Origin of the sequence: Borrelia sp. A-FGy1 (genome assembly GCF_014084025.1) — a bacterium.
Lineage (GTDB): Bacteria > Spirochaetota > Spirochaetia > Borreliales > Borreliaceae > Borrelia.
In genome coordinates this window covers 87,704-111,508 of record NZ_CP043682.1, presented here as the reverse complement: position 1 = coordinate 111,508, position 23,805 = coordinate 87,704, and the positions used below count along the sequence as shown (strand labels likewise).

Annotated in this window: 24 protein-coding genes; 21 read left to right on the top strand and 3 right to left on the bottom strand. The window is 29.0% G+C overall.

Annotated features, from left to right (window positions below):
- Positions 1 to 63: 63 nt before the first annotated feature.
- Genes rpsF through dnaB form a run of 5 tightly spaced genes read left to right on the top strand, consistent with a single transcriptional unit; the run spans position 64 to position 3,116 of the window.
- Positions 64 to 450 (top strand): 30S ribosomal protein S6, encoded by a 387-nt coding sequence (gene rpsF, locus F0310_RS00550; RefSeq protein WP_182117030.1) that lies wholly within the window; start codon positions 64 to 66, stop codon positions 448 to 450.
- 9 nt (positions 451 to 459) lie between these two features.
- Positions 460 to 897, top strand: coding sequence for a single-stranded DNA-binding protein (ssb, locus tag F0310_RS00545; protein WP_182117029.1), 438 nt, complete (start codon positions 460 to 462; stop codon positions 895 to 897).
- Between the two features lie 12 nt (positions 898 to 909).
- Complete coding sequence (gene rpsR / locus F0310_RS00540; protein WP_182117028.1) at positions 910 to 1,200, top strand: 30S ribosomal protein S18; 291 nt, start codon at positions 910 to 912, stop codon at positions 1,198 to 1,200.
- A gap of 26 nt (positions 1,201 to 1,226) precedes the next feature.
- Positions 1,227 to 1,721: a 50S ribosomal protein L9 gene (gene rplI, locus F0310_RS00535; RefSeq protein ID WP_182117027.1), complete on the top strand. Its 495-nt coding sequence runs from the start codon at positions 1,227 to 1,229 to the stop codon at positions 1,719 to 1,721.
- 45 nt (positions 1,722 to 1,766) lie between these two features.
- Positions 1,767 to 3,116: a replicative DNA helicase gene (dnaB, locus tag F0310_RS00530; protein ID WP_476577983.1), complete on the top strand. Its 1,350-nt coding sequence runs from the start codon at positions 1,767 to 1,769 to the stop codon at positions 3,114 to 3,116.
- Positions 3,117 to 3,192: 76 nt separating this feature from the next.
- Here the strand turns inward: dnaB and F0310_RS00525 are convergent, their stop codons facing one another.
- Complete coding sequence (locus tag F0310_RS00525) at positions 3,193 to 4,515, bottom strand: hypothetical protein (protein ID WP_182117025.1); 1,323 nt, start codon at positions 4,513 to 4,515, stop codon at positions 3,193 to 3,195.
- Positions 4,516 to 4,693: 178 nt separating this feature from the next.
- On the opposite strand from F0310_RS00525, the gene F0310_RS00520 reads away from it, so the two are divergent.
- From F0310_RS00520 to F0310_RS00490, 7 genes are all read left to right on the top strand, one after another.
- Positions 4,694 to 5,893: a thiolase family protein gene (locus F0310_RS00520; RefSeq protein ID WP_182117024.1), complete on the top strand. Its 1,200-nt coding sequence runs from the start codon at positions 4,694 to 4,696 to the stop codon at positions 5,891 to 5,893.
- A gap of 78 nt (positions 5,894 to 5,971) precedes the next feature.
- The gene (locus tag F0310_RS00515; RefSeq protein WP_182117023.1) at positions 5,972 to 6,982 is read left to right on the top strand and encodes a peptidylprolyl isomerase; all 1,011 of its coding nucleotides are present in this window, start codon (positions 5,972 to 5,974) and stop codon (positions 6,980 to 6,982) included.
- 20 nt (positions 6,983 to 7,002) lie between these two features.
- Positions 7,003 to 7,416, top strand: coding sequence for a transcription antitermination factor NusB (gene nusB, locus F0310_RS00510; RefSeq protein WP_182117022.1), 414 nt, complete (start codon positions 7,003 to 7,005; stop codon positions 7,414 to 7,416).
- Position 7,417: 1 nt separating this feature from the next.
- The gene (locus F0310_RS00505) at positions 7,418 to 9,073 is read left to right on the top strand and encodes a tetratricopeptide repeat protein (protein WP_182117021.1); all 1,656 of its coding nucleotides are present in this window, start codon (positions 7,418 to 7,420) and stop codon (positions 9,071 to 9,073) included.
- A gap of 1 nt (position 9,074) precedes the next feature.
- Positions 9,075 to 9,827 (top strand): type I methionyl aminopeptidase, encoded by a 753-nt coding sequence (gene map, locus F0310_RS00500; RefSeq protein ID WP_182117020.1) that lies wholly within the window; start codon positions 9,075 to 9,077, stop codon positions 9,825 to 9,827.
- A gap of 58 nt (positions 9,828 to 9,885) precedes the next feature.
- Positions 9,886 to 11,313: a Do family serine endopeptidase gene (locus tag F0310_RS00495; protein ID WP_182117019.1), complete on the top strand. Its 1,428-nt coding sequence runs from the start codon at positions 9,886 to 9,888 to the stop codon at positions 11,311 to 11,313.
- A gap of 281 nt (positions 11,314 to 11,594) precedes the next feature.
- Complete coding sequence (locus tag F0310_RS00490; RefSeq protein ID WP_182117018.1) at positions 11,595 to 12,182, top strand: phosphoribosyltransferase; 588 nt, start codon at positions 11,595 to 11,597, stop codon at positions 12,180 to 12,182.
- 2 nt (positions 12,183 to 12,184) lie between these two features.
- Here the strand turns inward: F0310_RS00490 and F0310_RS00485 are convergent, their stop codons facing one another.
- Both F0310_RS00485 and asnS read right to left on the bottom strand, forming a co-directional pair.
- On the bottom strand, positions 12,185 to 12,775 hold the full coding sequence (locus tag F0310_RS00485) for a hypothetical protein (protein WP_182117017.1): 591 nt from the start codon (positions 12,773 to 12,775) through the stop codon (positions 12,185 to 12,187).
- Positions 12,776 to 12,804: 29 nt separating this feature from the next.
- Complete coding sequence (gene asnS, locus F0310_RS00480) at positions 12,805 to 14,190, bottom strand: asparagine--tRNA ligase (protein WP_182117016.1); 1,386 nt, start codon at positions 14,188 to 14,190, stop codon at positions 12,805 to 12,807.
- 178 nt (positions 14,191 to 14,368) lie between these two features.
- Here asnS and murI point away from each other — a divergent pair, with 178 nt between their 5' ends.
- The 9 genes from murI (at position 14,369) to F0310_RS00435 (ending at position 23,803) form a co-directional block, all read left to right on the top strand.
- The gene (gene murI / locus F0310_RS00475; protein WP_182117015.1) at positions 14,369 to 15,130 is read left to right on the top strand and encodes a glutamate racemase; all 762 of its coding nucleotides are present in this window, start codon (positions 14,369 to 14,371) and stop codon (positions 15,128 to 15,130) included.
- A complete protein-coding gene (rsgA, locus tag F0310_RS00470; RefSeq protein WP_182117014.1) occupies positions 15,127 to 16,050 on the top strand; it encodes a ribosome small subunit-dependent GTPase A in 924 nt (307 codons plus the stop codon). Before murI ends, rsgA begins: the two co-directional genes overlap by 4 nt.
- On the top strand, positions 16,040 to 18,379 hold the full coding sequence (locus tag F0310_RS00465; protein WP_182117683.1) for an endonuclease MutS2: 2,340 nt from the start codon (positions 16,040 to 16,042) through the stop codon (positions 18,377 to 18,379). The genes rsgA and F0310_RS00465 overlap by 11 nt, the downstream gene beginning before the upstream one ends.
- Positions 18,380 to 18,772, top strand: coding sequence for a hypothetical protein (locus F0310_RS00460; RefSeq protein WP_182117013.1), 393 nt, complete (start codon positions 18,380 to 18,382; stop codon positions 18,770 to 18,772).
- 216 nt (positions 18,773 to 18,988) lie between these two features.
- Complete coding sequence (locus F0310_RS00455) at positions 18,989 to 19,585, top strand: V-type ATP synthase subunit E (RefSeq protein WP_182117012.1); 597 nt, start codon at positions 18,989 to 18,991, stop codon at positions 19,583 to 19,585.
- Between the two features lie 18 nt (positions 19,586 to 19,603).
- Entirely contained in the window at positions 19,604 to 20,161 is a 558-nt protein-coding gene (locus F0310_RS00450) for a DUF2764 family protein (protein WP_182117011.1), read from the top strand.
- Positions 20,161 to 21,921 carry a V-type ATP synthase subunit A gene (locus F0310_RS00445; RefSeq protein WP_182117010.1) on the top strand — a complete coding sequence of 587 codons (1,761 nt, stop codon included), beginning with the start codon at positions 20,161 to 20,163 and terminating at the stop codon, positions 21,919 to 21,921. Before F0310_RS00450 ends, F0310_RS00445 begins: the two co-directional genes overlap by 1 nt.
- Positions 21,902 to 23,203 carry a V-type ATP synthase subunit B gene (locus F0310_RS00440; protein WP_182117009.1) on the top strand — a complete coding sequence of 434 codons (1,302 nt, stop codon included), beginning with the start codon at positions 21,902 to 21,904 and terminating at the stop codon, positions 23,201 to 23,203. Before F0310_RS00445 ends, F0310_RS00440 begins: the two co-directional genes overlap by 20 nt.
- On the top strand, positions 23,204 to 23,803 hold the full coding sequence (locus F0310_RS00435; protein ID WP_182117008.1) for a V-type ATP synthase subunit D: 600 nt from the start codon (positions 23,204 to 23,206) through the stop codon (positions 23,801 to 23,803).
- The last annotated feature ends 2 nt before the right edge of the window (positions 23,804 to 23,805 follow it).

Sequence of the window (23,805 nt, the reverse complement as noted above, 5' to 3'; positions counted from 1 at the left end):
ACTTAAATGACCTTTGCCACAAGTATAGATGGTTTGTGGTGCTATAGACCATAAGGAGTTATAATGATAAGAAAGTATGAATCTTGCTTTTTATTTAAGAGTGAAGAGCTTGAATATAAAGCGGCTTTAGAAGAGGTTCGTAAACAGTTGATAGCTTTTAATGCTAGTAATATTGTTGAAAGTTCTCTTGGAGAAAGAGCGTTAGAATATCCTATTAAGAAGCAAGATCGTGGTAGATATGAGGTGATAGAATTTAAAATGGAAAGGAGTAATTTAAGAGATCTTGAAGTGCAGTTGAAGCTTATTAAAAATTTGTTAAGATATATAATTTTAATTAAAGTTAATAAAAAAATTAATACTAAGAATATTAAGAGAAGAAATTATAGAGAATTTAGAGACAATAGAGAGAATGAGTTACTAGAAGTTAATGCTGATCTTAAAGAAGGCTAAGGAATTTAAATGGCAGATATTAATTCATTAGTTTTATCTGGTAGACTTACTAGAGATTCTGAGCTTACGTACACTGAAACAGGAATGGCCATTCTTAAGTTTGGATTGGCTAATAACAGAAGAATGAAGAGAAATGATGAATGGATTGATCATGCTCAATTTTTTGAATGTGTTGTTTTTTCTAAGAGAGCAGAGAGTCTTAGTGCTTTCCTTAAGAAGGGAAAACAAGTCGTAGTAAGTGGTTCTTTAAAATATGAAAGTTGGCAGGATAGAAATACTGGAGATAAAAGAAGCAAGATTAGTATTTTAGTAGATGATCTTCAAATGTTTGGATCCTTGCCTAGTTCTCAGAATACAAATAATCTTGGATTTGAAAGTTATAAAAAGTCAGATACATTTAAAGATATTGACTTTGATGACAGTTTTAATGAGGATATACCTTTTTAGGAGTTTTAATTTATGTATAAAGATAGAGAATATCATCAGAGAGATTCACGGTCTGATGGATATCAGGATGGTTTTAAGAAAAATCCTAATTTTAGATTTTTTAAGAAAAAAGTATGTAAGTTTTGTGATATGGAAAGAGTTCCAGATTTTAAAGAATTTGATTTCCTTAAGAAGTTTATTACAGAACAAGGGAAAATATTGCCTAGAAGGATTACGGGTACTTCTGCTAAGCACCAAAGGCGTCTTGCGTTGGAGATTAAAAAAGCTAGATATATGGGATTACTTCCTTTTGTGAAGAGATAAAAGATAGATATATTTGAGGAGAAATCATGAAAGTAATTTTAAAGGAAGATTTTATTAATCTTGGTAAAGAAGGTGATACTGTTGATGTGAAAGATGGGTTTGCAAGAAATTATTTGTTGCCAAAGGGATTTGCTGTTTTTGCAAATAGTCATAATATTGATATTTTTAGGCAGAAGAAGAGATCGATACTTAAGAGACAGGACAAGAAGAGAAGGTTGGCTCTTGAACTTAAAGAAAAACTTGATGTTGTTAAGTTAGAGTTTGTAATGCAATCTAGTGGGGGTGAAAAGTTATTTCATAGTATTAATAGTTCAAATATTTCTGATGAACTTTTAAAGCTTGGATTTGAAATTGAAAGGAGAAAAATAGATGTGCATCATGGTATGTTAAAAACTTTTGGAGTATATGATATAACTATCAAGCTTTATGAGGGGATTCATTCTGTTATTAAGGTTGAGATAAAAAAAGAAGATCAAAAAAATACTCTTAAAAAGTCTAAGAGAGTTGAAAAGGAAGCTTAATAAGAGGAATAGCTTGTGGCTTTTGCTTCCGTAAATAATGCTTCTATGCTTTTTTTTAATGATGGGGCAGAAAAAGCAGTTATTTCTAGCATATTTTATAATCCAGAAAAATTAGAAGAGGCTTCGTTGTATTTAAAGTCGGAAGACTTTTACAATAATATGCATCAAATGATTTTTAGGGCTATGATTTCTCTTTATGAAAAGAGGGAAAATATTGATCCAATAACTGTATTTGAAGAAGTATCTGCTTTAACACCTAAGTCTCAGCTTTTAAGCAGCTTTAAGACTTTATCTGGGTTGCAAGATTATTTAAGTCTTTTGTCAGGATATCTCCCAACAGACAAAACAATAAATGTGCATGCAAAAATTATAAAAGAATATCGCATTAGAAGAGATGTTTCTAAAATATCTAGAGAGCTTAATGATTTAGCAAATGATTCTACAAAAAAAGTTGACCAGTTTGTAGAAGAAGCACAAAGACAGGTTCTTTCAATTAATTTAGATTATTCCAGCAAAAATTTACATCATGCAAAAGCTATTGTTGAGAGAGTGCATGCTGAAATATACGAGAGAAGCATGAAAACACGAGAAGCTAATTTTGGAATTTTAAGTGGGTTTAGAAAGGTTGATTCTCTTATAGGAGGTTTCAGAGATAGTGATTTTATTATTATTGGTGCTCGTCCTAGCGTTGGTAAGACAGCATTTGCATTGAATATTGCGTCAAATATTGCATTAAGAAGTGATAAAAAAAATAAGGTAGGTTTTTTTTCTCTTGAAATGACATCAGATGCTTTAATAAAGAGGATAATGGCATCTATGGCAAATATTGATAGTTTTAAGGTTCAAAATAGCATTTTATCTGGGCGTGAAATTCAGGCATTGAATGCTGTAGCAAATGATATTAGTAATTCTGAGCTTTATATTGCAGATACTGCTAATATGAGTTTATTGACGTTATCAACTCAAGCTAGAAAGCTTAAGAAATTTTTTGGTGTGGATATAATATTTATTGATTATATTAGTCTTATTTCGCTTGAGGCTAGGAATCTTCCAAGACATGAGCAAGTAGCTTCAATTAGTAAGGCGCTTAAGGAGCTTGCAAGGGAGCTTAAAATTCCTATTGTTGCTCTGTCTCAACTTACAAGAGATACTGAAGGGAGAGAACCTAATCTTGCAAGTTTAAGAGAATCAGGTGCGTTGGAACAAGATGCTGATATTGTTATATTGCTTCATAGAGACAAAGATTTAAAAAATTTTGTTGGAGAGGAGACACCAGTAGCACAAACTCAAGTTATTATTGCAAAACATAGAAATGGGCCTACGGGAAGAGTTGATATATTGTTTTTGCCTCATGTTGTTAGCTTTGTCAACAAAGATAACGAAAATGAGTATTAGAATTTTGTTAAAAACTATTTATCTACATATTTATGTAATAAGTGTGGATAAGCTAGAGGAAGTGTAGCATAAAAGTTTAGGGTTTAATTTCCAAACCAATTCCAATATAATGAAAGGTTAATTTATATTTATCCAATTTGTTATTATCTATGTTATAAACAAATGAAGAATAATTAATTTTTGTGAATATTTTTAAATTGTATATTGCTTCATTATATTTAAATGATTTTATTAGTATACCAGGTTCAAATTCGAATCCTAGATGAAGTGTGTCTTTTATCTTTAATGGTCTGTATATAGATTTAATATCTTTATTGTCTTTATTGTAAGACAAAAATATTCCTGAACTTATATATATTGTAAATAAACCTTTTGTAAATATTTCATATTTTATTCCGGATGAAAATCTATTGGTGAAACTATTTGTTTCAGCTATATCAATATCATAATTTGTTGCAATAGCAAAGTAATATTGTAATTCAGTCATGAATTTGTAATATATCAAATTTCTTATTTGTAGTGGAACCATAAGTTCATATCCAATAGAAAAATTTTGGTTTAGAATATGAAAATTATTTTCAAGAATATTTTCATACTCTTTAGTTAAGGTTATACCAAACCCCCCAACACTTAAAAATTTTTCTTTATTTGAAAAGTTTATTAAATTTAAATTATTTGTTGTAAAAAAATTTTTAGAGTAAAATCTATATTGAAATCCAATCCCATTTTCTGCTTTTTGTACTTTTGCATATGTTTCTATATTTTCTATTTTGCTTTGAGTCTGATAAAAAATTTGAGTTTCGATTCCAATAGATTTATTTTTAAAATTTATTCCAATGCTTGTTTTGAAAAAATAGTCAATAAAGTAGGATAGATCCAAATAAGTTTCAATGTTTAAGAATCTCATGTAAGAATAGTTTATTGCTGAACTTAAGAATCCTCTGTAATTATAATTGTCATAATTTACAGGAAATGGTCGATATTGTCTTAGAATAAAATGTATTAACTTTTGCATTAATCTTCCACCCCAGTTTCCATATAGTAGGTTTTTAATGCCAATGCCTACGTTAATTTCTCCAAAATATTTTGTTCCTGATTGCATTAAGAAAGGAAAATAGTACATAAAGCCAATTTCGAAAAGATCGACTCTTTTTCTAAGATATTCTGGATCATCTTTGTATCCTCTAAAGCTTAACATATGTGCTTCTGAATTTATTATGAAATTATATTTTGACTCGTGGGTAAATATAAGAGAACCACTTCTAAGATCATCAAAGAAGTCACTAAATGAGAATCCAAAACCATCATTTAGTGATTCAAAGTGGTATTTATCAACTTTATCATTTTTATATTTTATTGAGTAATTGTAAGAATAAGAATTAATAGTTAGAATTGTCATTATTATATTTAGATGAAATTTTGTTAAACACACTTAACAAAAAATTTTATCATATTTGTGTTTAAATAGTTAGCATTTCAAATGCTTTCTATAAATTATTATTAATAAATTAAGCTGTCTTTTTTGTGTTGATATTTTGTTATTATATAAATTAAAAATATTTTATTTGAGGTTTTAAATGAGGAAAGTAGCAATTATTGATGGACTTAGATTACCAATTACTAAGTTTGGAGGTGTATTGAAAGGAAAAGAGATGGACATTATTGAGATATCTTCAAGTATTATTAGAGCTTTACTTGGAAGAAATAACATTGATAATGTAGATGAAGTTATTATTGGAAATGTAATATCTGCAGGACTTGGTCAAAATATAGCTAGGCAAATTGTTTTAAGATCTAATTTGAGCGAAAGTACTCCTGCTTATACTGTGAATAAGATTTGTGGTTCAGGACTTAAATCTTTGGAGCTTGCTTTTAATTCTATTGTTATTGGAAATAATGACATTGTTTTATCTGGTGGTGTTGAGAATTTAAGCAGTGCACCCTATCTCTTGCCAAGAGATGTAAGATTTGATGGGTTAAAGTTTGGAGACTTTAAGATAGAAGATTTAATATATAAAGATGCCTTAGTAGATACTTTAAGCGGTACTGTTATGGGTATTACAGCAGAGAACTTGGCGGAAATGTATGAGATTTCAAGAGAAGAGCAGGATGAATTTGCATACAATTCACACATGAAGGCTAAGGAAGCTAGAGATAGTGGATATTTTGAAGATGAAATACATCCTTTGTTGGTTGTTGATAACAAAACAAATCTTAAGAAGATTATATCTAGTGATGAGGAGATACGAGATAATTTAACTTTAAAGAAACTTGCAACTTTAAAGCCATTCTTTAAAGAAGATGGTACTGTTACTGCAGGTAATTCTTCTAGTTTAAATGATGGAGCTTGTTTTTTAGTATTGGCAGGTGAAGATATTGTCCAAAATATGGGAATTAAGCCTTTGGCTTATATTGGTGGATTTAAAAGTGTAGGACTTAATCCTCTCCATATGGGATTTGGTGCTTATCTTGCTATTGATGAAATAATAAAGAAATTTAATTTACTTCCTGGTGAAATTGATTTTATTGAGATAAATGAAGCTTTTGCAGCTCAATCTTTAAGTGTTTTAAAAGCTTTGTATAAAAAGTATAATATTAAAGATAACATTATTAATGTTAAAGGAGGGGCTATAGCGTTAGGGCATCCATTTTCGGTTAGTGGCTCAAGAATCTTATTAACGCTGGCTCGTCTGATGAAAATTAATAATAAGTATAAAGGAATAGCATCTATTTGTGTGGGAGGAGGACAGGGCATAGCTTCTTACTTGTATAGATAGATTATTTTGATTATTGTAAAACTAGATTTAAATTTAATGTTTTGTTAAAATTTTGATTATTGATGTAAGGTTGGTTTTATGCGTATTTTTTTATGTTTTCTGTTAGTTTTTATGTTGAGAGTAAATTTTTTTGCTCAAAATGCTCCTGTTGTGATTGTTAATTTGCATAGTAATGAAATTATTACTAAAACAGAATTTGATTCCAAAGTGAATACTTTAAAGAAAACACAAGGACGAGATTTAAGTATTGCTGAAAAAAAACAAGTTTTACAGGTTTTAATAGCAGATATTCTTTTTAGTCAAGAGGCTTTAAAACAGGGGATTAAGGTTGAAGAATCAGAGGTTGTGCAAACTATTAAAACTCAGTTTGGGCTTACGACTTTCACAGATGAACAGATTAGGCAAATGATAGAAAAGCAAGGTACAAATTGGAGTGAACTTTTGTCTTCAATGAAGAGATCTATTTCTGCCCAAAAATTGGTTTTAAAATTTGCTCAACCTAAATTTTCTGAAATAAAAACACCAGATGAAAAAGAAGTCATTAATTATTATGAGGCTAATAAAACCAAGTTTGTTAATCCAGATATAGCAAGGGTAAGTCATGTTTTCTTTTCTTCTAAGGATAAAAAGAGATCGGATGTTCTTACTAAGGCAAAGGATATTACAAATCAGATAAAGACAAAAAAGATTACTTTTGAAGAAGCTGTAAGAAAATATTCAGAAGATGAGGGATCTAAGTCTAAGAATGGTGATCTTGGATTCTTAGCAAGAGGAGAGCAGAACGCACAAAATGTTCTTGGAGCAGATTTTATTAGAGAAATTTTTAACCTTAATAAGGGAGATATTTCTCAACCAATATCTTCAAAAGAAGGATTCCATATTATTAAAGTTACTGAAATGTATTCTCAAAAGTTTTTGGGACTTAAAGATAAAATATCTCCTAATGTAGATATGACAGTAAAAGATGCTATAAAAAATAATATGGTTAATGCTCAGCAACAACAAATTGTTGCTAAGGTGCAACAAGATATGTATGATAAACTTAATAAATCTGCTAATGTGCAAATTTTGGACTCTGATCTAAAATAGAGAGATGCTTACTATTAATTATGGACTTAAAACATAAGGTTAGAGAATTAGCTTTTAAAAAGATTTATAGTATCGATATTAATCGTAATGCAAAGGATGATATTTATGATATTTTTGTGCTTGAAGATGTATTGGAAATAGAAGAATTGAAACTATTTTATTCTGTGTTAGTTAATGGCACTTATGATAATTTAGCATCTATTGACAAATTAATCAGTGATATTTCTTTTAATTGGCAATTGGATCGTATGGATAAAGTAGACCTTGCTATATTGAGGATGAGTGTATTTTCTCTTAAATATCAAAATTTGGAAGTTCCTAAGAAAGCAATAATAGATGACGCTGTTTTGATTGCCAGAAAATATGGGAGTAAAAATTCTCATAAATTTGTTAATGGAATACTTGATGGTTTATTAAAAGATATGGAGAATTAATTTGAGATTAAGTAAAAAATTAATACTTATTTTTATATTTTTAATAATTCTGTCCTTAGGTGTTTTTTACTTTAATTCAAATCCATATGCTTTATATATGTTAAAGGGTAAAAGAGATTTTAATGAGCTTATTATGGAAGTTGATGATCATCTTTTAAAAGATGATTTATACAGTGCTGAAAGAGTAATAAAATTATCTGCATCTTATGCGGATACTGAGTTTAAATGGATTTCTTTAGTTAAGAGAGCAAAACTTTATTCTCTTAAAGTTAATGATTACTTATTGATGAGAGATATTGTTGAGTTAGGGGTTAAGATTTTACCTGGTAATTTAAAGCTTAGGGCTCTTGAAGTATATTCAAAATTAAAAGTGGGTTCTGTTTCAGAAGCTTGTAAGATTGCGAAACAATATCTTTTTGAACATGAAAAATATAGGCATTTATACAATGAAGCTTTTATTAAAAATTTGACTTTAAATTATGGTTTAAAAAGTATCAAAGATTATTTGATTAAGATAGAAAAAGAAAAGGATGCTTATACTTTTAAGAATATAGGTTTAAATCTTAAAAACAATGCATTTTTAATTAATGCAATGCTTTTATATATAGAAAATAAGGATTTAGATTCTGCCAAGGAAATACTTTTAAAAATAAAAGGAGATAAAAATTTTGCTAAGGAACTTGCCTATATTTCTTATGACCTTGGTAATTTGGAGTTTGCCATTGCTAACCTTAAGCTTATTAATGATAATAATGAACCGAGTTTAATGTTTTTACTAGCAGATGCATATCTTAAGAAAGGTGATCTTAATAAAGCTAAAGCTGAATATTTAAAACTTTATACTAGATTTCCTGATTACAGTATGATGATTTATCTTAGCTTGGCATTTATTGCAAAGAAGGAGAATGATTTTAAAAGAGCGATTGCTTATTTGAATAAAGCTAATGAAAAGTTTAAAGATAATAAAGTAATGAACTATTATTTAGCTAATACATACTTTGAAATTAATGATTATTTTAATGCAAATGAAATTTCGAAAAAATACAAGGATGATCCTTTATTTTTTAAGCTTTACTTTGTATTAAATTATTCAAATCTTAATTATGAAGCTAAAAAATCTTTTTTGTGGCGTTTATTTTATAGGTCAAACTATAGTTCTGATATTGCTCAACTTTTATCTTGGAATCTACTTCTTTATTCTGATTTAAGAGACTTAGATTTGTTTTTTAAGACTTATACTCCTGTTGGTGATGCACATAGTTGGTATTACTTTTATAAATTTTATTATGATTTTCTCAAAAAAAACTTAGATTATTCAAAAAAAATGGTTTTTGAGAATCAAGTAGGAAAATATTTATATGGTTTATATTATAATCTTGGAATTTTGCAATTTTATCAAAAAGAGTATAAGAAAGCTGAAGAGTATTTTAAGAAGTCAGTTTCTTTTTTGCCTTTTAATTTAGATGACAAAAATAGAATGAGTTTGGAAGAACGAGAGAATGTAGCAAAGGTCTATTTAAAGAGGGGTATTAATTATCTTTATTTGGGCAAATTTAAAGAAGGGCGAGATTCTATTTTAACTTCTCATAGATTTTATGAAACTAATGATAGTAAGGTTTATATGAATATGATAGAAGTGTTTAAGGAGAGGAAATAAATTGGGTTTAAGGTTAAAGTGTAAAAAAGATATTGATAAAATAAAGGCATCAGCAAGTCTTTTAGCTAAAACTTTTTTAGAGATTGAGCAAAGTATTGTTCCTGGGATTAGTACGAAGGAGCTAGATGCTATAGCGAGCAACTTTATTGAAAGCAATGGAGCTAAGTCTGCCTTTAAAGGGTATAATGGGTTTAAGGGAGTTATTTGTGCTTCTGTTAATGAAGAGGTTATACATGGAATTCCGGGTATAAGAAAGCTTAGAGAAGGAGATGTTATTAGTGTCGATTGTGGGGTTATTTTAGATGGTTTTTATAGTGATATGGCTAAGACTTTTAAAGTGGGTAATGTAAGTCCTGAAATTAGTAAATTATTAGAGGTGACAGAAGAGGCTCTTTATATAGGAATTTCAGAAATGAAGGTGGGCAATCGTATTTTAGATATATCAATAGCTATTGAGAATTATATTAAACCATTTGGGTTTGGAATAATTAGAGATTATACAGGACATGGGGTTGGCTTTGCTTTACATGAAGAGCCAAGTGTGCCTAATTATTATGCTCCTTTTTTTAAGAACGTCAGAATACAGGAAGGAATGGTTTTGGCGATTGAGCCAATGGTAAGCTTAGGGAGCCATAAAATTTCTATTAAGGAAGATGGATGGACAGTTTTTACATCTGATTCTAGTTGCGCTGCTCACTTTGAGCATACTGTTGCTGTAGTTGATGGCCTGCCTTTAATTTTAAGCAAAATTTAATGAATATTGAGGAAAAGTTATTTAAAAGATTTGATTGAATAACATGGAGGTGTTTAAAGTGAAAAAAAATTTTTTTTCTATTTTTTGTGCTAGTTTTTTAACCTTAGGTATTGGATTTTTTATTGGATTATACTATTTAAGACCAGATAAAAATGCTATTGTGTTTGCTCAGGAGAAAGAAGATGTTCTACAATCTTTTCAAGATTCTTTTAGAAAAGCTTCTAAGAAAATTTTGCCATCTACTGTAGAAGTTTATGCTACTGGAGTAATTAAGGAAAGAGATCCTTTTCATTTTTTCTTTTTTGATATGCCAGGATTTAATATTGAAAGAAAAGCTAAATGGGCTGGTTCCGGGATAATAATTGGAAAAGACTCTAAGAAATCAAATTTATTTTATGTTCTTACAAATAGTCATGTTGTAGATAAGGCTATTGAATTTGAAATTGGAACTTATGGTAGTAAGACTTATAAATCAAAACTAGTGGGTAAGGACGATAAAAAGGATCTTGCACTTATTAGTTTTGAGGCTGAGGATTCAGAAATTAAAATAGCTGAACTTGGAGATAGCGATGGCCTTGAAGTAGGGGATTGGGTCATTGCTGTTGGAAGTCCTCATCAATTTAGTTTTACGGTTACTGCGGGTATTGTAAGCGGACTTCATCGTTCAGCTAATCCTAATTTGAAGGCTAGAAATTTATTTATTCAGACAGATGCCGCCATTAATCGTGGTAATTCTGGAGGGCCTCTTGTAAATATTAGAGGCGAAGTTATTGGTATTAATACATGGATATCTTCTCCTTCTGGAGGCAATGTTGGACTTGGATTTGCTGTTCCTATTAATAATGCTAAAAATATTGTAGATGCTTTTATTAGTGGGAAAAAGATTGAATCAGCTTGGCTTGGTGTTTCTTTTTATAATTATAGAGAAAAAGATATGGAAATTATTAAAAGCTTAGGTTATGATGATGATTCTGTTTCATCTGCGATTATTGTAAACATTTATTTGGGTTCACCCGCTTTAAAAATGGGGCTTAAACCAGGTGATATAGTGAGCAAAGTAAATGGAATAGCAATGAATATTTCTCAAGATGTTGTTCATTATCTTAGTGATTTTTATGCGGGAGAGAAGGTTGAAATTGAAATTTTAAGAAAAGGAAAGAAAAAGAAAATAGAAGTTGTACTTGCTGTTAGACCTGATGATAAAGACATTTTATCAAGTAGTAAATTGGTTCCAGGGTTTGTTGTTTATCCTTTAACTAGTGAGGCTAGATCACAACTTGGTTTAAGGAATTGGATAAATGGAGTTGTTGTTGATAATGTTGACAAAAGTTTGGGGAAAAATTCTAAAATTTCAACAGGGGATGTAATTACAGTTGTTAATTCAAAAACTATTAAAAGTTTAAGGGATTTTTATGATGCACTTGAATTTGGTAAAAATACTTATAGTGTATTAAGAGGCGGACAGACTTTAAAAGTTTCTTTCTAAAAATTTAGTTTTAATAGATAGACTTGAAGATATATTTCTTTATGTCTATCTAATTGTTATTTATAGGTAAGTTTTATATTTAACCAATTTAATTAAGTTTAGATATAATGCCTAAGCTGGTCCTGAATTTTCTTCTATGTACGAAGCTAAAAGAGGTTTTAAGTAATGTATTATTGTGAGGTTTTTTGCTTGAACTATACTTTAATAGCAAATGAGAGAAATATAATAATGATTTTTTGTACAAATATTAATTTTTATGTATTTTTTGAGGAGTTATTTAGGTGAAAAAATTCATTTCTTATGAAGAAATAAGGGTAAATGGAATTAAACTCGCTTATAAAATATACAAAGATGGATTTATTCCTGATATTATTTATGTTTCTTTAAGAGGGGGAGCTTATCTTGGTAATATTATTAGTGAGTTTTTTAAATTTATTAAGATTGAAAAACCCCTTCTTTATGCTGCTGTTGTAGCAAGGTCTTACAGTGTATATAATTCTCAAAAAGAGATAATGATAGATGGATGGACTTATGATCCTAAATATTTAAGAACAGGAGATAATATTTTATTTGTTGATGATATTTTTGATACTGGCCGTACAATTATGCATTTGAAAGAAAAAGTTCTTTCTAGAGGCATAGACAGTCAAAATATTAAAATTGCTGTTTATGATTATAAAAATAGAGGGAATGTGAAATATGAGCCTGATTATTATGTAAATAAATATTCAGGTACAGAGGTAAATACTTGGATTCATTATTGTAATCACGAATTAATAGGTTTAACAGAAGATGAACATAAGCTAAACTTTAAAATTATAGATGATGAATTAAGTGATATTTTAAAATTTTTGTCAAAAAAAGTTTAATATTATTCAATTTTTATGTACTCTAGATCGTTGTATCCTTTTGTTGTTAGTATTTTTGTCATTGTTCCTAAATTATCTTCTAAGATTGGTCCAATTAAAGCAAATTCTTTGTTTATTTGTATTTTCATTTTGTTATTTATTGCGTTTATTGTTTTTATTTTTTTGAAGTTGTCATTATTATAATTTGGATAAATTTTAATGTTATACCATGTGTTTTTTTTTGAAAAGTTTTCTCTTATATTTAGTCTGTCTTTTGGATATTGTATTTTACTTGATTGTCTTATTTCTATGTTATTATTTGTAGTAATTTTTGAGTCTTCATTTTTTCTATATGATATATTATTTTCTATTTTTTTATAATTTTTCTGTGCTATAAGATTACAGTTATAAAATTTTTGTGGATATTGTATTTTACTTAATTGATTAATTCTAATATCTTCTTTATTTTCGTTTGATTTTGTCTTTAAAATAAATCCTTTATTTGTATCTGTGAATATCTTTAATATCTTTAGAGTTTCCTTTGATTCTTCTGAGAACAATATTGAAGTTGATAACATTATTAGCATTACCATGCATAAAATTTTTATTTTCATTCTTTTCTCCCTTTTCTCCTGTCTCTTTATTAGAAGCAAATATTTTTAGGAGTTCTTGGAAATGGTATCACATCTCTAATGTTAGTCATTCCCGTTACATATTGAACTAACCTTTCAAGGCCAAGTCCAAATCCGGAATGAGGGGTTGATCCAAATCTCCTTAAATCTAAATACCAATTAAGAGCTTCAACATCCAAGTTTAGCTCTTTTATTCTTTTATTCAATTTTTCTAGATTGTCTTCTCTTTCACTGCCTCCAATAATTTCTCCGATTCGTGGAACTAAAATATCCATTCCTTTCACAGTTTTATTGTCTTCATTTATTTTCATGTAAAATGCTTTAAATTCTTTTGGATAATCTATAATTACCGTGGGTTTTTTGAAAATTTCTTCTGTTAAATATCTTTCATGTTCTGTTTGCAGATCTATTCCCCAATAAGGCTTTATCTCAAAATTTTTATTTGTTTTTTCGAGTTTTTTAATCGCTTGAGTATAGCTAATAACTTCAAATTTTGAATTTATTACGTTTTCAATTTTTTTTATTAGACCTTTTTCAATAAAATTTTCAAAGAATTCCATATCTTGACTACAATTGTTCATAACTTCTTTGAGAACATATTTAAGGCAATTTTCTGCTAATTTAATATTTTCTTCAAGTGTATAGAATGCTATTTCAGGTTCAATCATCCAGAATTCTGAGGCATGTCGTGTTGTATTGGAATTTTCTGCTCTAAATGTCGGACCAAATGTATATATTTTTGATAAGGCCATTGCATATGCTTCACCGTGTAATTGTCCAGTTACATCAAGAAATACTTCTCTTCCAAAGAAATCATCTTTAAAGTTAATTTCTTTACCCTTTTCAATATTATTAAAATCTAAAGTGGAAACTCGAAACATTTCTCCACATCCTTCCCCATTATTTGATGTGATTATTGGAGTATTTACATATATAAATCCATTTTTTTGGAAGTATTCATGAATTTTATAAGAAATTTGATTTCTAATTCTGGCAATAGCTCCAAATGTATTAGTTCGTATTCTTAAGTGAGGAATTTCTCTTAAGAATTCAAAAGAATGCCTTTTTTTTTGTAAAGGATATGTTTCTTGATTTGTTTCTCCAATTATATCGAAACTTATTGTTTTAATTTCGTGTTTTTGTCCTTTTGCAGGGCTTAAAGTTAGAATACCTGTTAAAGATATGCTTGCTCCTGTTACAAGTCTTTTAAGTTCTTCCTCTTGAAATTTAGAGTCTTCTTCGTCAATCACAGCTTGTATTCCCTTAATATTTGAGCCGTCATTTATTTCGACGAATGAAATTTTACCATTACTACGCTTTGTCCTAATCCATCCTTTTACTGTGATTTTACTTTCTATTATAGGGTTGTCTATAATATCTTTTATACTTTTGTACATACTTCCTCTTAACATAACTTAATTTATAACTATTATAGCTTAAATATACTTAAATATATTATATATATATTAATTTTTATTATATACATTAATTTTGGCATATGTTGACTTTAATATTTTGCTATTTTTTATTGAAAGAAAATATATTAATACTTATACTTAAGCTTAAAGCAAGAATATGAACAATTCAAAAGATGTGGCAATTATTTTTGATTCAGGGATAGGTGGATTGTCTTATTTTGAATATATAAAAAATAGACTCAATAATAAAAACTATGTTTATATTGCGGATAATAAAAATTTTCCTTATGGAGAAAAGACTTCAGAATTTCTTTTAAAAGAGATATTGAAGCTAATTTTAAAATTGAGAGATATTTATAATATTTCTTCAATTGTTTTTGCCTGTAATACATTATCTGTTATTACATATGGTAAGCTAGATTTTAATTTTCCCATAATATATACTTTGCCTTCAGTTAGTTTAGTAAAAGAACTGTTATCCAAAAAGGTTATTTTAATAGCAACATATGCTACTATTAATAGCGAATTTGTTCAAAACGAAAAGAAATTACATGGTGATTTAGTTTTAAAGATTGCTGAAGAACTTATAAGGTTTGTAGAGTGTGGAGATAATTTTAAAGAGGATGCATTTAGGTGTTTAAAATCTTTAAAAATAGAGGTTGAAGCTAGCAAAAGAGATGTAATTTTTTTAGGATGTACTCATTATTTGCATATTAAAGATATGATTGAAAAATTTTTGGAAATTCCTGTTTATGAAAATCGTGAATTTGTAGTAAATGAACTTGTCAGAACAGTAAAAATTACTAATAATGATGATGCTTTTACAAATTGCTTTTATTTAACAAAAGAAGAAAATTTGTGCTTTTATAAAAGTTTTTGTGAAAAATATGGTCTTCAATTTAAAGGAATAATTAATTGAATGACCTTATATTTGAAGTTCTTTGGGGTGTTAATAACATTTATTCTGTTATCGAAGTTAAAACGAATCTAATTTATGAAGGAGTTATTAAAGGTAAGATTTTAAATGTTCAAAATAAGGAATATAGCCCTTTGGTACCTGGTGATTTTGTGCTAGGAGATGTTTATGACAAATGTAAGATATATATCAAAGAAAGATTGTATCGTAAAAATGAGTTTTGGCGTTATAATAAAAAGGCTGGTCTTAGGCAAGTTATTATATCAAATATTGATAGTATTTTAATTGTTAGTTCTGCTTCGATGCCTGAGATAAAAAATTCATTTATTGATAGGATATTAATAGTTGCTGAAGAACAAGGAATTAATCCTATTATTTTGCTAAATAAAGTTGATGAGGGTATAACTAATAAAGCTGAAGCTTTAGTTAAAGTTTATGAAGAATTAGGTTATAGAGTTATTTTAACTTCTGCTGTTACCTTACAGGGTATTGAAGAGTTAAAATCAATTATTAAGTATTCTAAAACTTCTTTTATTGGACAGTCTGGAGTGGGTAAGTCTTCGCTTATAAATTTGATTGATTTAAAAGCAACTCAGGCTATAAATAAAATATCTTATAAATATGCAAGAGGAAGGCATACTACAGTTTATTCCATGGCTTTTCATTCGGATAATGGAATAATAATTGATACTCCAGGCATAAAAGAATTTGGAATTGAAACTTTAGACTATTTAAAGCTGAAATATTGTTTTAGAGAATTCAGTGATTTAAATGATTTGTGTAGGTTTAATTCTTGCTTGCATATAAATGAGCCAAATTGTTTTATAATGACTCAAATTGGATTTAAAGTTTCAGAGGTTAGATATAAAAGTTACTTAAAAATTTTAGATGAGCTTAAGAAATATAGAGTTTATGCAAGATGAATATCTAGAAAAGATTAATTTTTATCAAATATTATCATTAGTCTCTTCTTTTGTAGTTATTCCAGATACTATCAATCTTTTGGATAGTCAGAGAATGATAAAAGATAAAGAAGAGCTTAATAAATTATGTTTTTTTGTTAAATTGATCAGGAATCTTATTGAAGTTTATGATGAATATCCAAATTCTTGCCTATATAGCATAAGTGATTCTATTTTTTTAATTCTTAAGGAAAATTCAAGAGTTTCTATTGAAGAAATTAGAAATATTATTTTTTTTCTAGAAGAGGTTCTAAGAATAAATTATTTCTTAGATAGAAATGAATTTAAAGCTAAAAATGAAATTGGTAGTTTAAAAGATATATTGTTTCTGGATTCAGGCCTTAAGCATTTATTAAGGTTTTTATCTAGTTATATTGATATTGATGAGCTTAAGATAAAAAAGGGTGTTGTTAAGGATTATGATGATATTAATTTTGAGATTAAAGATTTAGACAAGAAAATAGAAAAACAGATAAAGAAAATAATAGATTTAAATTTGAAATATTTAGCATCGACTCTTATTTATTATAAATCAGATAAATATACTATTGCAATTAAAAATAGTTTTAAGAATAAAATTAAGGGGAACGTGATATCTACCTCATCTTCTGGTGAAACATTTTATATTGAACCAGATGAAATAATTAGTAATAATAATAGATTGAAATTTTTAAACATAGAAAAGGAACGCATAATTTCAAGGGTACTAAATGAACTTTCATGTGAAATACGCAAACAAATTTTTCTTTTGAAAAATCTTTATAATAATTTTTTATATTATGATTCTCTTAAAGCTAGAGCAATTTATGGAATTAAAACCCAAGGAACATTTCCTAATATTGGTATTAACCTTAATATTTTAAATGCTCGTCATCCTTTAATACAGGACGCAAAAGAGATAAATTTTTGTCCATCTGAGAATAGAGTTATAGTTATTACAGGCCCTAATGCTGGTGGAAAGACAGCAACTTTAAAAACTGTTGCTCTCTTGAGTGCTATGTTTCAATTTGGAATTCCTATTCCTGTTGATGAAAATAGCACTTTTAAGCTTTTTGATAATATTTTCATTGATATTGGAGATGAACAATCAATTGAAAATTCACTCTCAACTTTTTCAAGTCATATGAGCAATATTTCTTATATTTTGAAGCGAGCAACTATAGATAGTCTTTTAGTATTTGATGAATTTTGTTCAGGCACTGATATTGAGCAAGGACAGTCATTAGCAATAGCTATTCTTGAGTATTTAATAAAAATTAATTGTTATGTGATTATATCTACTCATTATAATGCTCTTAAGTATTTTGCATATACGCATGAAGGTATTATAAATGCATCTATGCAGATGAATCTAGAGATAATGGAGCCTAATTATGATTTAATATTTTCTCTTCCAGGAGAAAGTTTTGCCTTTGTTTTGGCAAGTAAGTCTTCTATTCATCCTGATATTGTGCTTAGAGCGCAAGAAATTTACTCATCTAGCAAGACAGAGGTGAATAAAATACTTGAAAAGCTTGAGGATAAGGAAAGGGAATTGTATTTAATTGAAGAGAATTTAAAAAATAAGATTAAACTTGTTGAGTTTAGAGAGAATGAGATTAATAATGTGCAGAAGCAGATTCTTCTTAAAGAGAAAAATATAGAAGAAAAACTTATAAATGAACAAAAGGAGTTTTTGAATTATTCAAGAAAAATTTTAGAGAATTTAGTTAGAGAAACAAAAGAAGGAAAGATTTGTTTTCACAATAATAAAAAGTTTATATCCAATATTTCAGAGAAAATATCAGGCAAGACTGCTAAAGTTGAAATGCTTACTAATGAAATTACTACTAATGTCAAATTTAGTGTGGGTGATAAAGTTAGAATAACCAATACAAATGTTTTAGGGGAAATAGTAAGTATTACTAAAAAGGGACTTGTTGTAAATACTGGCGTTTTTAACATTACGGTTTCATCTTCTAATTTAGAAAAAATATTAATCAATAAAGAATCTAAAGATAGTTTACAGAGAAAATTCAGTTTTTCTTTTGAAAGTCAAGATGATGATTTATTAGGTATTACTCTAGATATTAGAGGAATGAGAGCAGTTGAGGCTATAGCTTTTTTAAGTAAGAATGTAGATAATATGTTATTAAGAAATATTAGTAAATTTGAGATAATTCATGGCAAGGGAGAGGGTCTTCTTATGAATAGCGTTCATGAATTTCTGAAAGAGTTAAAATTTATTAAGAAATATTATTTTGCTCATCCTAGTAATGGAGGAGCTGGGAAAACAATAGTAGAAATTTAAATGGGCATAGCAAAGTTTGAAGAACTTGAGAATATGTTATTTAATATTTGTCTTTATGTTGATAATGTTCTTGAAAATGAATTTGGTAGTACTTATACGGTACATCCGAATAGACCTTCTAGAGGCAAATCAGCTAATGGTATTTCGGATGGACTTTTTAGTGTGACTACATCTTTTACTCCTGGGTATGGTTCTAATTTTGGCAGGGGATACTTGATTATTATTGATATAATAACTCTTGATATAGTTAATATAGAATTTAGGATGAAGGTAATAAATAGGGGTATTTCAGTTTTTAAGGAAAAGTTAAGAGAAAAATTCCCAGGAAAAAAACTTTTTGTAGTGCATGATATTAATGTTTATAAAATTATCGGAGATTTTTTTAATAATTAATTTTTGAATTTGTTAACTGTTGCGTTTAAAAGTAATCAAAATTATTAAAAATAGATTTATTTTAAAAATTTAATTTTGATTTATACTTAAAGTATATATAAAATAACCTTGAATATTTTATATATTAGTAATAGTATTTTAATATTGAAATTTATTAATATAGTTTCTCTATTTGTTGAATGTTTTGAATATTTTATATTTACTTGAGGAGTTCTCATGCAATTTGAAGTTAAGGATCTGATAAGTAGAATTAAGAAAGATGGACTTGAAGAAGCTGAAAAGTTGGCTAGCGAGATTGTTGGCAATGCAAAGAAGGAAGCCGCTGCTATCGTTTTGAAAGCTGAAGGTGATATTAGAGAATTAAAAATAAAAGCAGAAAAGGAAGTTAGTGAATATAAGAGGCATGCTCTTGAGGTATCTCGTCAAGCTGTTAGGGATTTGATTATTGGTACTGAGAAAAACATTAAATCTCTTTTTGAGGCTGCTTTAAAGAGTTCCGTTTCTAAGCAGTATGACATTAAATTTTTGAGCACGCTTATTGTTAAGGTTGTAGATGGCTGGAGTAGAGGAGATAAGATAGACATCATAATTAATGAATCTGATTTTTCTGATTTATTGTCTCTTTTAAGAACAGAGATAAGCGAGAAACTTAAGGATAAGGTGGAAATTAGACCTTTTAGAGGAATAAATAAGGGATTTAAAATACAGCAAAGAGATAGTAATCTGTATTATGATTTTACTGCAGAAACTATTTCTGATATCCTTTTTGAATATTTAAATCCAAAATTTAAAGAAGTTATTAAGATGGCTTAAGGGGGGGAGGGAGATACTATGCTGAATCCTTATTATTATGTTATATCTTCATTGCCTTATCTTGATTTAAAGATTGGAAGAGGATTAAGTATTTCGAATTTTTTTGAGAATGTTGAAATTGCTTTAAGTAAAGAAGATTTTATATTTTTAAAGAACTTGTCAGAGTTTGTAATTGTTAGAGGAAGTTTAAATCTAATTGATTGCTTTCTTGATTTTGAAGAAGAGATAAAATATACATTGGCTTATGTTAGGGCAGAAAAATTAGGGCTATCAAGAGATTTTTATTTAGATTCTTCTTATTTTTCAGGTTATTATTTAAGTATTTTAAAAGCTATTTGTCTTAAAGAAAATCCTTTTGAGGTGGAATTAGGACTTGATATGTTAAGATGGCAATTTTTAACGGACCTTGAAATAGGGAATGATTTTAGTTTTGAGAGATTAGTAATTTATTTTTTGAAATTAATGTTAGTTTCAAGAAGATGCCTGTTTATAGAAAAAGTAGGTAAGAAAAATTTTTCAGACATTTGTCAAAAAATAAGCTTGGATATGAGTAGAAATATTAAAGAGGAATTTTGATGGAAACAAAAGGGAAAGTAATAGGAGTAATTGGGAATTTAGTTACTATTGAGGTTGTTGGTAAAGTTGCCATGAATGAGGTTGTTTTTATTAAGAGTGCTGGTAGGAGTCTAAAGGCTGAGATAATTCGTGTTAGGGATGGAGAAGTTGATGCTCAGGTTTTTGAGATGACTAGGGGGATTTCTGTTGGAGATAATATTGAGTTTACAGATAAACTATTAACAGTTGAGCTTGGTCCTGGTCTTTTAACTCAGGTGTATGATGGTCTTCAAAATCCTTTGCCAGAACTTGCTGCTCAATGTGGTTTTTTTTTAGAGAGAGGTTTATATCTAAGAGCACTTGATAAAAATAAAATTTGGTATTTCAAAGCAACTGCAACAGTGGGTGATGTTGTTACTTCAGGAGATTATCTTGGATTTATTATTGAAGGTACGGTTAAACATCAGATAATGATCCCATTTAATAAAAGAGATGCTTATAATGTTGTAGAGATTGTTAGCGATGGAAATTATACTGTAGATGATAAGATTGCTGTTATTGAAAACGATGCTGGAGATAAACACATTATAACTATGTCATTTCATTGGCCTGTTAAAATTCCTATTACAAACTATAGGGAAAGAATTATTCCTAGTGAACCCATGATAACTCAAACAAGAATAATAGATACATTTTTCCCAGTGGCCAAAGGAGGTACGTTTTGTATTCCTGGTCCTTTTGGTGCTGGAAAGACAGTCCTTCAGCAGGTTACAAGCCGTAATGCTGATGTTGATATTGTAATTATTGCTGCTTGTGGAGAGAGAGCAGGTGAGGTTGTAGAAACTCTTAAGGAATTTCCTGATCTTATAGATCCTAGAACAGGTAGGTCATTAATGGAGAGAACATGTATCATTTGTAATACATCTTCTATGCCAGTTGCTGCTCGTGAAGCTTCAGTTTATACGGCTATTACTATTGGTGAATATTATAGGCAAATGGGACTTGATGTTCTTTTATTAGCTGACTCAACTTCAAGGTGGGCTCAGGCTATGAGAGAGATGTCAGGTCGTCTTGAAGAGATCCCTGGAGAAGAAGCTTTTCCTGCTTATCTTGAGTCTGTTATTGCATCATTTTATGAAAGAGCAGGTATTGTTGTATTAAATAATGGTAATGTTGGTTCTGTAACTGTAGGTGGATCTGTTAGTCCTGCTGGAGGTAATTTTGAAGAGCCGGTAACTCAGGCAACTTTAAAGGTAGTAGGAGCATTTCATGGCCTTACAAGAGAAAGATCTGATGCTAGAAAATTTCCGGCTATTAGTCCTCTTGAGTCTTGGAGTAAGTATGAAGGAGTTGTTGATACTGAGAAGACAGAATATGCAAGATCGTTTTTAGCAAGGGGCAATGAGGTGAATCAGATGATGAAAGTTGTCGGAGAAGAAGGAATAAATAATAATGATTTCTTGGTTTATTTGAAAGCAGAACTTTTAGATTCGTGTTATTTACAGCAAAATTCTTTTGATAATATTGATGCAGCTGTTGGCCCTGAACGTCAAAATTATATGTTTGATATTATATATAATATTTTGAAGTCAAGTTTTAAATTTGAAAATAAATTGGAAGCAAGGGATTTTTTTAATGAGTTAAGACAGTATATTTTAGACATGAATCTTACTTACTTTAAAGAAGAAAAATTTAATAAATTGGAGTTTATTTTGTCTGGTTTAATCAATTCTAAAAAATTAAATTTTAGAGGGAATAAAGATGAAAAGAATATACAGTAAGATAGAGTCTATTGTTGGGAATGTAATAACTGTTACTGCTTGTGATGTTAAGTATGGAGAACTTGCTATTGTAAATGCAAAAGACAATAGTTCTTTAGCTGAAGTTATTAAGTTAGATAGGAATAAGGTTTCTCTTCAAGTTTATAATGGTACAAGGGGTGTTTCAACATCAGATCAAATTAAGTTTTTGGGTCATCCGATGAAAGTTACATTTTCTGAGAATTTGCTTGGTAGGGTTTTTGATGGGTCTGGAAATCCAAAGGATGGGGGTCCTCGTCTTGAGGATGATTTAATTGAAATTGGAGGCCCTCCTGCTAATCCTGTTAAGAGAATTATTCCTAGAAATATGATACGCACAGGAATTCCAATGATAGATGTCTTTAACACTCTTGTTGAATCGCAAAAGTTGCCAATATTTTCTGTATCTGGAGAGCCTTATAATGAACTACTTGTAAGAATAGCCTTGCAGGCAGAAGTTGATTTAATTATTCTTGGAGGAATGGGACTTAAGAATGATGATTATTTAACTTTTAAAGATTCTCTTGAAAAAGGTGGGGCTTTAAGTAGAACCATATTTTTTGTTCATACGGCTAGTAATTCTGTTGTTGAATCTTTGACAGTTCCTGATATTTCTCTTGCTGTTGCTGAAAGATTTGCCCTTCAAGGGAAAAAAGTTTTAGTATTGCTTACTGATATGACTAATTTTGCTGATGCGATGAAAGAAATTGCTGTTACTATGGAACAAGTCCCTTCTAATAGGGGCTATCCTGGCGATTTATATTCTCAGCTTGCATCTCGATATGAAAAAGCTATTGATTTTGAAGGAGCAGGGTCTATTACTATACTTGCAGTTACTACTATGCCTGGTGATGATATTACTCATCCGGTTCCTGATAATACGGGGTATATTACTGAAGGTCAATATTATTTAAAAGGAGGAAGAATTGAGCCTTTTGGATCTCTTTCAAGGCTTAAACAGATGGTTAATGGTAAGACAAGAGATGATCATAGAACAATTATGGACTCAATGATTAGGCTTTATGCATCTTCAAGGGAATCTATAGAGAAAAAAGCTATGGGATTTAATATGACCAGTTGGGATAAGAAGCTTCTTAAGTATAGTTATATGTTTGAAAGTAAATTGATGGATTTATCTGTTAATATTCCTTTAGAAGAGGCTTTAGATTTAGGATGGGATATACTTTCTAGTTGTTTTGATCCAAAAGAAACTGGAATTAAGACAGAGCTTGTAGAAAAGTATTGGCCTAAAAAAGAGGCTTAGATGGCTGGTAAAGTTAAATTAACTAAAAATGAGCTTAAGAAACAAAAAGATAGTCTTAAAATGTTTAGTAGGTATTTACCCACATTGCAACTTAAGAAACAACAACTTCATTTAGAAGTTAGAAAGGTGGAAATTATTAAGAGAGAGAAAGAGCTTGAGCAAGATAGAATAAGAGAAAATATTAGTTCTTGGGTTTCTTTATTTGGAGAAGAATTTCCTTTTCAGGATTGGATTCAAGTTAAGAGGATAGTTAGAGGTTCTACAAATATTGCAGGCATTAATATTCCTATTTTTGATTCTATTGAATATGAAGATATTAGGTATGATCTTTTATCTACTCCTTATTGGGTAGATAGAGGGATAGAAGTTATTAAGGGTGTAATTCAGATAAGTGCAGAACTTGAAGTTTTGAATGAACAGAGTAGGTTATTAGAGGCAGAGCTTAATGTTACTTCTCAGAGGGTAAACTTATTTGAGAAGGTTATGATACCTGTAACTAAAACTAATATAAAGAAGATTAATGTTTATCTTGGAGATCAACAAACAGCTGCTGTTGTAAGGGGAAAGATGGCCAAGGCCAGTTTGATTGATAGTAGGTAGGA